Raw genomic sequence first — 12,303 nt, forward strand, 5'->3', positions numbered from 1 at the left:
TACAGTCACCAATTTTACCCAAAATTATAGTGCAAATTTGTAGTGTAATTAAAAATAACACAATATAATTTATAACATGAAACTAGCAATCGTAACAGCATATCCGCCAAGTAAAGTCACTTTAAATGAGTACGCTTTTCACTTAGTAAAACACTTCAGACAAAAAGAATCTATTACAGAAATAGTATTACTTACAGATAAAACTGAAGGTGCAAAAGAGATCACGTTTACAGAAGATGGTTGTAAAATCACAGTAAAAGAATGTTGGGCATTTAACAGCTACACAAACATTATAAATGTGACAAAAGCGATTAATAATACACAACCAGATGCAGTCTTATTTAACTTACAATTTATGAAGTTTGGTGATAAGAAAATTGCTGCTGCTTTAGGATTAATGTTACCATTGGTTTGTAAGCTTAAAAAGATTCCTAATATTGTTTTACTTCACAATATCTTAGAAGAAGTAGATTTAGGATCTGCAGGTTTCACATCTAGTAAACTAATGCAAAAGATCTATGGTTTTATAGGAACCAGCTTAACCAAATTAATACTTCAAGCAGATACCGTTGCAGTAACCATGCAAAAGTATGTGAACATCTTAGAAGAAAAATATAAAGCTACCAATGTAGAATTAATTCCTCACGGAACTTTTGAAATTACAGAAGAACAACCAGATTATACGATTCCAGAAGGACCACTACAAATCATGACTTTTGGAAAGTTTGGAACCTACAAAAAAGTAGAACAGATGATTGAGGCGGTTGAGATGGTGAGGGCTTCTACAGGATTAGATTTAGAAGTTGTCATTGCAGGAACAGATAATCCAAATGTACCTGGTTACTTAGCCAAAGTTCAGGAAGATTATAAGCATGTACCTCAAGTTCGTTTTACAGGATATGTCGAAGAGCATGAAGTGCCTACTTTATTTAAAGAAAGTGCAGTTGTGGTATTTCCATATACATCAACAACTGGAAGCTCAGGAGTTTTACACCAAGCAGGAAGTTATGGTAAAGCAGTTGTAATGCCAGACCTTGGTGATTTAGCCTTATTAGTAAAAGATGAAGGGTATTTAGGTGAATTCTTTGATCCAACTTCAATAGTAAGTTTAGCATCAGCAATTGAAAATATTGTCACTAATGAAGCTTATAGAACAGCTATAGGAAAAACAAATTATCAAGCAGCTACAGCGTATCCTATGTCAAAAATTACAGACATGTATGTACATACGTTTTCAACTATAATCACTAATAAAATACCTAAGAGCAAACCAAAATTTGGTTTGAATACTACTGAGAAATATATTTAAACGATGCCTTTTTTATCCCATTTTCATCAATAAAGCCATATTGCTTTTGAGCGTTTTTACGCCAAGGAAGTCTACCTACGACTTCCTTTGGTATTTCAGTAAAGTCATACAAAGTCCAAGACACATATTGCAAATTGTTAGTCGCAATAATGGCTTGGGCTTTTTTGTGGTAATCGGCTTGATCGTTATCGCTACTCCCAAACGGATTCCAAAATCCATCATAAGAGGATTCTCCAAATTCTCCCATGACTAAAGCTTTGTTTGGGATTTCAGTTTGTAGTGTTTTTATAGCAACATCTAAATCATCTAAGTCTTCATAATAGTGAAAGGAGATAAAATCAAGCTTGTCTTTTAATAAAGTAGCACTTTGTGTATTAGACCAACCAATAGTCACAGGATGTTGGTTGTCAATAGATTTTACAAGATTTATCATCGTGTTCAGCCATGCCATGACTGTTGTTTTTCCGCGAGATTCAAAATCTAGATTAGGCTCATTTTTGATATCCCAACCCACAAGTGCTTTATGATCTTTTAAAGCGTTAACAATAGTTTCTGCATGACGCATATTAAGCGTCCAATCTAACACATCATAATTTCCGTAGAAATCAAAAAGCGTAACAATGACATCTAGTTGAGCCGTTTCGGCAGCATCTAAAGTTTGTTTTAATTTATCTAGTTTAGTGTTCTTGACGTTAGCTTTTCCGAAGTCATCATATTGCACAAATACACGTACTGTGTTTAAGCCAGCGTCTTTTATAATTTTGAAATCTTTAGCAATGGTGTCTGTAGAAAATTCATCTCCAAACATATCCCAAGGTGTGGCTTGAGGGTAGTAATTAATACCTTGAATATTTAAGTTAGTTGTGGATATCTTTTTGTGTTCTATGTTATAATCTTCAGTCGCTGTTTTGACTAAATGTCTAATTCTCCAAAACCCATCCTCAAGAAGCAATACGATTTTGTAAGTGGATATTTCCGTAGTTTCAAAAATCATGTTGTCATCTTGAAACACACGTTTATATTCCACCACATTATTGTCTGTGAGGACTGCTAATTGTCCGTCTTCGCTAAAAAATTCTAAAGTGGGATGATGCTCAAGTGTTGTAGATTCAATGGTGATATTTTCAATGGTATTTAACGCAATCATATCATACAAATTGAGTCGCGCACTATCTGTATAATAATATTTAATACCAGCAGTAGTATTGGTTTTGTAGGCAACATGTTTGACATACCATGCATCCAAATAATCATGTTCTAGAGCGTTTAGATTGTCTGTATCCATAGGTCTGCCTTCATTTGTTAGAGGAGCCCAAACAATTTTAGGAGTGTATTGTTCTGTTTTTTTTATTTCAGTATGAAGCATTGCACTGCGATCTGCTCCAGTATTTAAGTATCCAAATAATGCACTTATACCAGAAACAATCAAGGCTATAATTACAATGTATGATGCAATTAAAATGGCACGAACGATATTTTTATTACGACTTACCATAGCTGAAGTGCATTAACTGTTTTTTCTAAACCAGCAGTTGTAATAACTATTCTATAGGTGTCATTTTTAATACTATTTGGGTTTAAATTAAAATTCACATAACCATCAATAGATGTTTTATGAAGGGTTTCTAAAAGAATATCATCTTTGTAAACACTCAATTTAACTTGTAAACCATCAGGAATCATTTGTTTCATGAAACTTTGCAAAGGACCAACTGTAATGTCTCGATTGGTTTTTGAGAAATTTACCTCGAAGTTGTCAATTACCTGATGATAGTCTAAAGTAATCACTTCACTCTCTGCCATACCATCTACATAGGCTTTTATTGACCATTGTGTTTCATAATCTGGATGAATCATCTTGGCAGTTGCCACACCATTGATTGTGGTGCCAGACGTTTTGAGACTATTGTTTTTATCATTAGTAATATAAAATGAAACATAAGTCCCATCACTCACTACATTGTTATGTTTGTCTTTTATGATTGAGGTTTCAAAAGTGGTGACTTGATTTCCATCTGCATAATGATGAGGTCGCAAAGCGGAAATTTTAAAATTTGTAGGTATCGCTGGAAAAACAGTAATTGTATACTCTTTGGAGTTGGTGTTTTTACTTTCTGAAGAGATGAGCATGCGTCCACTTTTTTCTTCGGAATAGATATTTTTGTAAGCAATACTGTTTTTAGTTACGATAGCATCTGACATTTCATTGAGCAAGAACTGATGCTTTGCATCTACAGTTGTATTGTCTGGTAATGCATTATCTAAAGAGTCTGTTGGGATTACCACTAACATGGTATAATCTGTACCACCAGCTTCTATACTTGGCGGACCAATATAGGTTTCCATAGAAACGACTTTTTGTATTGGCACAATCTTAAATTGTCCAGATAATGATGTGGCATCGTTGAGGAGTTTCCATTGTACTTGTCCTGTTTTTTTGCTAATGTTCTTTGGGATGGAATATGAAAGTATTGTGCCTTCATTTGAAGGTGTCATTAAAGTAGATCCATAACTGCTAGAGCAATATAATTTTGGACGTATACCTTCCGAAGTAGAAAATTTTAATACAATCGTGCTTCCTGCTTCGAACTCTGTTTGAGTCGTTAGTAGTTTGATGTCTAAAGTCATTTCATTATCCTGAATGGCAGTGTAAGATGATAGTACTATCAAACCTAAAAGTATTATGTAAATATGTTTAATTCGCATTAATTAGGGTTTCCGATATAAGCGTTTGTTTCAATTTTTATGTAACTAAAATCTGGATGATTGATCTTTTGTAATTCTATATTGAGATGGTTCTTAATTCTGTTTGGTACTATTTTATTTGAAATTGGCTCATTTGGTAGTCCGTTAACATAGATGTTATCCATGCTATCGTTTATAATTTTAACGACACTATTAGTAATGAAACTATATTCAAAATCTTGTTTGCGTTGTTGTCTTATTCCTTCTTTAATAAACACATGATCTATCCAAACTAAAGTTTTATTGTGATCATAGTAACTTATTAAAAGTTGAGGAACTGTTATTTCTTGTAAGCCACTATTAAATAAACTTCCCTCTATTTTGTCTTTATTAATAATGATATCATTTAAGACGATGTTTTTGTATAAATCAGAGCCAGATACATTTCCTGCTGCTTGTAAATTAAATTTAACGGGTTGATCTTCTAGTTCTATAGGAGTAAATTCGTCTGGATTAAATGTTTTTGGAATAGAATCTTTAGTTTTAGACCAAGCAATACCTTCAAAATTAATTTTAAAAGCTGTTGTCTCTTTAGGCATCAACTTATGTTTGATGTGATATTTAGCATTGTAGGTAGCGAGTTCTTTATTGTCATCATTGTATAAGGTGCCTTTTAATACAATATCTGCAGGAACATTATCAATGTTTTGTATTTCTCCAATAATAGCATAGTGCGTATCAAATTTTACAAGCTTTGCAGAGAGTACATCTAAAACGGGTTGTTTTAAAATATCTTCATGATGGGTTTGTTCCGTTGTTATCCTTCTGCGACCTTGATTAAAATAACCAGTTGTATTATTAGAGTAAAGTTGATCTGGTGGTAAATCTGAATCGATGTCTTCAGGTTCTAAATACCATTTACCGTTTTGTTTTGATAATGTTTTATAATCAATACGTTCAATTTTTTCAAGAGGAGTGATCCAATACGTTATTACTTTTGCAGTTGCAGCACTGTCATTAAGAGTTGTGATGTCTGTCTCAATGGCATCTAATTTTGCATAGCTACTTAGAAGTCCATCCGTAACCGAGACTTCTAACATGTATTGTGCAATAGTTTTATTGCTTTCTGGACTAATTAAATTATAAGCAGTTTCAAATTCTTTAAAATCTAAAGCATCATAATAAGCGAGAATTGCATTTTCGGGACTGCGTTGTGAGTCATTTTTTATATAAAATTGATAGAAACCAAAACAAACTATTATAGCTAATATGATAGACCACAAATGGGTTATTCTGAGTACATTATTTGAGAATTTAGTATACTCTATTTTATATTTTAAAAATACAGGTGCTTCCTTAATTTTTGTTTTTAGAGCATTAACCCAAAGCATTTGAATATTTAAAATAAAGGCTATTAAAACGGTTAATAGTGGTATAATACCCCAAAGTAATTTTTGCCACTTCGAAACATCATCTTTTGGTAAAATAGAAGACACTGGAGGAACGTTTAAACGTTCCCAAACCATGATGCCATTTTCTAACTGTCGCAATCGTTGCCAACCACAGAAATAAAGCATGGGATCATAAAACTTATCATTAGAAAATATATACTTAAGATTATATTTTTCTGGTGTTGTCAAAAACTGTTGCAGAGATCCAATACCTGCAATACCTTTAAATTTTGAGTTTTCGAGACGCTCAATTGGTCTTGTCGTTAATTCAGGAAGTCGTCTTGCAGAGTGATAATTACCATCAACAGTTAAGGCATTGGTTTGTGCACTTAGCCAAGCCATTTGATCCCCAAAGCCTAAGGTTAAAAATCGCCATTTGTCGTGGTCATCTTGGTTTAAGAAATTAACAATAGGCAACATTTTAATTTGCTGAGGTTGCGATGGTCTAAAATATCCAAGACTCATTGTGAAAATAGTCATGAATATAAAAAGTCCAGCAAGGATGCCACCAATAATTCTATGGTAAACAGCGCCAAACTTAGATTGGATTAATGTTTTTAAATCACCTTGAATAAAACGATAAGCAAACTCGCCTAATAAAGGCAATGACATAATAGAAGCCCAAAGTGTAAAGCGATCTAAGGTTAAAATATTAAAAGCAGTTTCGCCTAAAACAAGTCTAGGAATTGATGTTGTGCCTCCAGTTCCTAAAATGGTTAAAATAGTTATTGATAAGCCGAAAAATAAATAGCGTTTGCTGTAATATCTGTAGAATATATAAGGTAATAAGATGAGTAAAATTCCCCAAGGAATTAAAAAGAAGACTAATCCAGAGGATGTAATTTCTAAAAAATTATCACGCGATCCATGCGGAATTGGTACTTGAGTAATAGGATTGTTTTTTGAGTTTATCCAATACGGAAGGATGCAACCAATAATTATTGTTAGTGATAAGAGACCAAAACTAATAATGCGTTTAAAAAGTTTAAAAAAACTATTTAAAAATATTTTAAAGTTCACCGCTTTTATTGATCCAGATTGCTCAGTAGCAGTATCCATAATAACCATACCAATCAATGGAAATATGAAAAAGATCATCCCAAAAATTGGTGTGACATGATGTGATGTTACGGTAACAGCAATAAGTGATAAGGAAGTTGTTAAATACCAGTACTTGCCTGTTTTTAACCAAAGATATATTTCTGGTAAAGCATGCATTAAAACAGAGATACCAATAATACTAGGTAGCTGACCAAAAACATGTAAAGTTTCTACAAAAGAAGACGAGAACACAGCAAGTAAAGCTGCGTAACCTGCTGCAGTTTTGTTTCCAGTGATAAGCAGAGAAAACCTGTAAACACCAGTTATAAATAATAAAATACTGATTAACGCTACTGTAAACATTCCAAACTTTAATCCTCCAATCATCGAGAATAGCGCAATGCTTTGATGAACTAAAGGAGGATAACTCATTACTGTAAAACCTGTATACCATTCATAATTCCATGGTTCAAACCAACTTTGAGCATAATGGTCGGCAAAAAATAAATGTATTAACGCATCATAGGTAGATTCCAATGTGAAAAATATGGAAGTACCATGAAAAGCGACTCCTAAAAGGAGTGCTGCAATTAAATATTTATTACTCGTTTCTTTCATTTATAACGACTGCAAATTTAACAATGTAAATATAGATAATTAATGTACTGCCTCATTTATCGTTTATCTAAGGCATTCTACCATTCATCTACAGTAAAGGTTAGGCGAACTAAATAAAAAAAAATGAGGCGTCAATGAGAGTACTTTTGACCTATCAATAATAAATGAAATCACACATTATGAAAATTTTAGCAATAGATGATCAACAGTTAGTATTACTTCCTTTACAAAAGAGATTAGTAGAATTAGGGTACGAAGTAAAAATAGAAACGAATTCTTCTAAAGGTTTAGAATTATACGATTCATTTAATCCAGATTTAGTAATTGTAGATATTAATATGCCTGGAGTTTCTGGTTTAGATGTCGTTAAATATATAAGAGAAACGAAACATTCTTTAACACCAATAATGGTATTATCTGGTAATACTCAAGATGATATTATAACAGAAGGATTTGACTTAGGAATTAATGACTACATGAAAAAGCCATTAAGCTTAAATGAAATTAGTGCACGTGTTAAACGGTTAATTGGTGCTCCTACAGTACAAAATATAGTAACTAAAAGTAATGTCATGATACAAGAGCGTTGTGTTGGTGTTGTAATTCCTTGTTATAATGAAGAGGAACGTTTGTTGAGTGATGAATTTATAAGCTATATCGATAAAAATTCTGGCTACCATTTATGTTTTGTAAACGATGGAAGTAAGGATAAAACATTAGAGGTTTTACAAGACTTGCAAAAAGGAAGAGAAGATTTTATTACAATTTACGATTGTGAGAAAAACGGAGGGAAAGCAGAAGCGGTTCGTTTAGGAATGCTTCACATGGCAAAAAAAGAGGACTTAGATTATATCGGTTTTTTAGATGCCGATTTATCTACAGACTTAGCAGATTTTGATGATTTAGTAAAGACAATACAAACATCAGAATTTAAAATTGTAAGCGGTTCTCGTATTGCTAGAATGGGTGCAAACATTACTAAAGAGTCTGCTAGAAAAATTATAAGTCTAACCATCAACTTTATTATCAGAAAGATTTTAAAAATGGATTTTAAAGACACACAGTGTGGTGCTAAAATTTTCCATAAGGATGTCATTGAGATTGCATTTAGTGAAAAGTTTGTAACACAATGGATTTTTGATGTAGAAATCTTTAAAAGAATGAGTATCCATTTTGGATTAAAAGAAGCTAAAGCAATGCTTTGCGAGCAACCATTAAAAAGATGGATTCATGCAGATGGTTCTAAATTATCAATGAAAGATTCAGTGAAAATTGTTGGACAACTAGGTCAGATTGCTTGGGTATATAGAGGTAAACGTAAAAGCGTAATTCCTACTTCAACAGTTCTAAAAGTAGCTTAATAAATAGAACTCAAATGAAAACAGGAATCATAATCATATTTCATAATTACGAGAAAGAGATCAATATTGATTTTTTTATTAACTGCTGTAAAAAAGTAAAAGACATTGAATTCTGTCTTGTAGATAATCAAAGTAAAGATGATACGTATTTAATTTTAGAGGAAGTAAAAGAGCAATGTGACAATGTTTCAATTGTAAATATCAAAAAATTTAAGTCAGATATTTCCGCAGTAAAATCGGGAGCTCGATACATGTTTAATCATTTTAAATTGAGACATTTAGGTTATATAAATGCGAATTTATTAAATAAACAATATCAAGGTTTTAATACCATTATTCAAGCTATTAGCGAGCATCAAGACGCAATTATTAAATATGATAAGAAGATCATAAAAAGTCATAGAAAAAGGAAAACCCTATTTCAAAAATTATTTTCTGTTTCAGAGTATCTAACAAAACTAGAGTTGGAGAGGCAAGCTGATAATCTTCATTATCAAAGTAAATTTTAAAAACAAAAAAAATGAAAGTATATCCAATAAAATTCAAACCAATATTAAAAGAAAAAATTTGGGGTGGCCATAAGTTAGGTTCGTTATTGTCAAAAGATACTAATAAAGATAATATAGGTGAAAGTTGGGAAATCTCTGATGTCAATGGGAACATTTCTGAAGTAAGCAATGGTATCTACCAAGGAACAAACATTAAAGATTTAATTGTAGCACATGAAGCTGCATTTTTGGGAGCTAATAATTTTCAACATTTTGGTCATAATTTCCCTTTGCTTATTAAGTTTTTAGATGCTAACACAGACTTGTCAGTTCAAGTGCATCCAGATAACGAGATGGCGAAAATACAGCACAATTCTTTTGGAAAAACAGAAATGTGGTATATCATGGATAGTGATGAGGATGCTAATATTGTGATAGGATTAAAAGATAAAAATACTAATCCAAAAATTTTAAATCACATTACTTCAGATAACGTTGAAGCTGTATTTAACAGAGAAATTGTTAAAAAAGGAGATAGCTTTTTTATACCAGCAGGAAAAATTCATGCCATTGGTGCAGGTGTTTTAGCTGCCGAAATTCAACAAACCTCAGATATTACATATCGTGTTTATGATTGGGATCGTAAGGATGATCAAGGTGAGAAAAGAGAATTGCATACCCAATTAGCAGAACAAGCAACTAAACATTTTGAATCTAACGGAAAAGCAGAATATCAACTCCAATCTAACAAAAGCACTAATTTGGTTAATTGTGACTACTTTACAACGAACATTATAAATGTAAACGACACCTTCGAGAAAAACTATGAAAACTTAGATTCTTTCATCATTTTTATGTGTGTTGAAGGTACTGCGTCTATAACAGCAGGTGGTATTACAGAAACATTAAAAATAGGAGAAACTATTTTACTGCCAGCAGAAACTAAAGAAATCGTTTTTTCTTCTCATAATGCTAAGTTATTAGAAGTTTATATAGATGGAGATTTAAGTAAGACATTACTTAAAGCGTCATAACTAATTTTTTACATTGTTCCCAACTCACAATTCATATATTTGCATATTAAAATTTTGAATTTATGAGTATTGATAGAGAATTAAAGAAAAGAGCAGGAGACAAATGTGAATTATGTGGTAGTGTTGACCACTTAGAAATCCATACTGTTGCACCTATAAAAGACGAGAGCTTAGATAAATCATTGCTTGCTTGTAAAACTTGTGTTAGTCAAATTGAAGATCCAGAAATTACAGATCCTAATCATTGGAGATGTTTAAATGATAGTATGTGGAGTGAGCATCAACCCGTTCAGGTTATTGCTTGGAGAATGTTATCAAGGTTAAGAAAAGAAGGTTGGCCTCAAGATTTATTAGACATGATGTATATGGAGGATGAGGTCTTAGAGTTCGCTAAATCTACAGGAGAAGGAGAAGCAGATCCAGAAAAATTAATTCATAGAGATGTTAATGGAGTCATTTTGGAACATGGAGATAGTGTAGTTTTAATAAAAGATCTTAAAATAAAAGGATCAAGTCAAATTGCAAAGCAAGGAACTGCAGTTAGAAATATTCGTTTGGATCATGAAAACGAAAACTACATTGAAGGTAAAGTAGGACCAACATTAACTGTTATTATCACTGAATACGTTAAAAAACTATAAGCATCTTGTTAGAAGTTAGACCTACTTGCGAGAACTGTAATACATCATTGCCTTACGATTCTAAAGAGGCAATGATTTGTACTTTTGAGTGCACGTTCTGTAGAGATTGCGTGTCACTCTTAAAAGAGGTGTGTCCCAATTGTGGAGGCAATTTTACCGAAAGACCAATCCGTCCCACACAACATCTCAAAAAATATCCAGTATCAGAAACCATTGTTTTTAAACCAGTAGATTTAGTAGAACATTACAAGAAAATCGATAACATATAAAATGGTAATTTTCTAATTAATTGGCAATCCAACCATCAATAATTTTGTAAATAGACTGTTGATTTTCCGATGAGAAACTATTTATTCGGGTTCTGTGATCGCCTTTTGGTTTTACAAATTTGTACAGTTCTCTGTTTTTTGCTGTGTCTGTTAACTCAACAGCAGTAGAGCTCCAGGCATCATATTCTCCATAAATAAAAAGTATTTTTTCTGCGGAAATATCTAAATAGGATTTAATCTCTTTCATCGCATTTAAATCATAATCTTTTGTAATACCTTCAGGAAAAGCCCAATCAAACTTGTAAATGCTATCAGTATTTAAATAGTTTTTAAAAGGAGCAGTTTCATAACCATAAATGCCTTGTTGTGTTAATGCAGCCCAAAAATAAGGTTGAAGATCATCAACTGCTTTCTCTTCAAAGAAACCATAACCAACCACATCAATAAGATGTTTGTACATATTTTCTACGGAAACATCTTGTGAAGGAATATTGCTAATAGGAATTCCCCATTGCCAAAACGCAAATGAATATTCTAGAATAGTATAATCAATCGCTTTTTCAACACCAAATTCCCAAGACATGTTTTTTTTAACGCCTTCATCTTTCATCATATGTAATAATGCAGCTCTATTTTCAAAGCATAACTTTTGAAATGCCTCCACTTTATCTCTATCTGCTTTTGTTGCCACATTTTTTAAAAATTGATATACTCTTGGGTCTTCTCGTTGATAATTTAAAGGTCCAACGTAACAAACACTAGCATCTACATTATTAGGAAAAAAGCGACGATGTGCCATAGTTGTTTGGCATCCTTTTGAAATACCAGTAGTCACAAATTTTGCATTTGGATATATAGCATCTCTAATAGCATTGATGATGGTGGTTTGATCTTTTGCAGCATTTTCTATCGTTAAGGTATTCCAGTCTATTTGTTCAGGACGAGAATTATTAAAATAGCGATGCTCTATACTTAGTTGATTGGCATTGTAATGAGACGCAAGCTCTCCAGCTTTTTCAGATCCAATTCCGTAACCTTTAAGTTCTACAATTACAGGTAAGTTTTGATTTTCAAATCCTAAAAACACACGTTGTTTAAATGTGCCTTTAGAAGCATCACTATAATCAATAGGTTGCTCAAACCAAATTTCATAATTCTCATCAAAGTGACTTGAAGGTTCTCTCTTTTCGACACTAATCACATTTTTTATAGATTTTAGTTTTTCAAAATTTGAAATATCTTGTGTAGAAGTTGTTGTAACAACTTGTTGTGTGCTTTTACAACCTACAATAGATAATGCGAAAAGTAAAGTGTAAAAAAGATGAGTTAGTTTCATAATGGTTTTCTTTTTTTTGGATGAAAATATATTGAAAGTAAAAGTAACTAATGTCTAATAATTATACTGT

10 protein-coding genes are annotated in these 12,303 nt (G+C 32.2%); 6 read left to right on the plus strand and 4 right to left on the minus strand.

Annotation, left to right across the window (positions count from 1 at the left end; genetic code table 11):
• Positions 1-76 precede the first annotated feature (76 nt).
• The gene (locus WNY78_RS01625; protein ID WP_342871429.1) at positions 77-1,309 is read left to right on the plus strand and encodes a glycosyltransferase; all 1,233 of its coding nucleotides are present in this window, start codon (positions 77-79) and stop codon (positions 1,307-1,309) included.
• Here WNY78_RS01625 and WNY78_RS01630 read toward each other — a convergent pair.
• The 3 genes from WNY78_RS01630 to WNY78_RS01640 are packed head-to-tail and all read right to left on the minus strand — an operon-like array spanning position 1,290 to position 7,104.
• On the minus strand, positions 1,290-2,804 hold the full coding sequence (locus tag WNY78_RS01630; protein WP_342871430.1) for a glycoside hydrolase family 2 TIM barrel-domain containing protein: 1,515 nt from the start codon (positions 2,802-2,804) through the stop codon (positions 1,290-1,292). The genes WNY78_RS01625 and WNY78_RS01630 overlap by 20 nt on opposite strands.
• The gene (locus WNY78_RS01635; RefSeq protein ID WP_342871431.1) at positions 2,798-4,015 is read right to left on the minus strand and encodes a hypothetical protein; all 1,218 of its coding nucleotides are present in this window, start codon (positions 4,013-4,015) and stop codon (positions 2,798-2,800) included. Before WNY78_RS01635 ends, WNY78_RS01630 begins: the two co-directional genes overlap by 7 nt.
• Complete coding sequence (locus WNY78_RS01640) at positions 4,015-7,104, minus strand: hypothetical protein (RefSeq protein WP_342871432.1); 3,090 nt, start codon at positions 7,102-7,104, stop codon at positions 4,015-4,017. The genes WNY78_RS01635 and WNY78_RS01640 overlap by 1 nt, the downstream gene beginning before the upstream one ends.
• Positions 7,105-7,283: 179 nt before the next feature.
• Here WNY78_RS01640 and WNY78_RS01645 point away from each other — a divergent pair, with 179 nt between their 5' ends.
• The 5 genes from WNY78_RS01645 to WNY78_RS01665 all read left to right on the plus strand — a co-directional run bounded on the left by WNY78_RS01645 (position 7,284) and on the right by WNY78_RS01665 (position 10,897).
• A complete protein-coding gene (locus tag WNY78_RS01645) occupies positions 7,284-8,465 on the plus strand; it encodes a response regulator (RefSeq protein ID WP_342871433.1) in 1,182 nt (393 codons plus the stop codon).
• Between the two features lie 14 nt (positions 8,466-8,479).
• The gene (locus WNY78_RS01650; protein WP_342871434.1) at positions 8,480-8,974 is read left to right on the plus strand and encodes a glycosyltransferase family A protein; all 495 of its coding nucleotides are present in this window, start codon (positions 8,480-8,482) and stop codon (positions 8,972-8,974) included.
• 11 nt (positions 8,975-8,985) lie between these two features.
• On the plus strand, positions 8,986-9,987 hold the full coding sequence (locus WNY78_RS01655; protein ID WP_342871435.1) for a type I phosphomannose isomerase catalytic subunit: 1,002 nt from the start codon (positions 8,986-8,988) through the stop codon (positions 9,985-9,987).
• A gap of 62 nt (positions 9,988-10,049) precedes the next feature.
• Positions 10,050-10,628, plus strand: a complete 579-nt coding sequence (locus WNY78_RS01660; protein ID WP_342871436.1) for a PhnA domain-containing protein — start codon at positions 10,050-10,052, stop codon at positions 10,626-10,628.
• A 5-nt stretch (positions 10,629-10,633) separates the two neighbouring features.
• Positions 10,634-10,897 carry a DUF1272 domain-containing protein gene (locus tag WNY78_RS01665; RefSeq protein ID WP_342871437.1) on the plus strand — a complete coding sequence of 88 codons (264 nt, stop codon included), beginning with the start codon at positions 10,634-10,636 and terminating at the stop codon, positions 10,895-10,897.
• Positions 10,898-10,913: 16 nt separating this feature from the next.
• Here WNY78_RS01665 and WNY78_RS01670 read toward each other — a convergent pair whose 3' ends face one another.
• A complete protein-coding gene (locus WNY78_RS01670) occupies positions 10,914-12,233 on the minus strand; it encodes a S28 family serine protease (protein ID WP_342871438.1) in 1,320 nt (439 codons plus the stop codon).
• Positions 12,234-12,303 lie beyond the last annotated feature (70 nt).

This window comes from Psychroserpens sp. AS72 (genome assembly GCF_038900375.1).
GTDB lineage: Bacteria > Bacteroidota > Bacteroidia > Flavobacteriales > Flavobacteriaceae > Psychroserpens.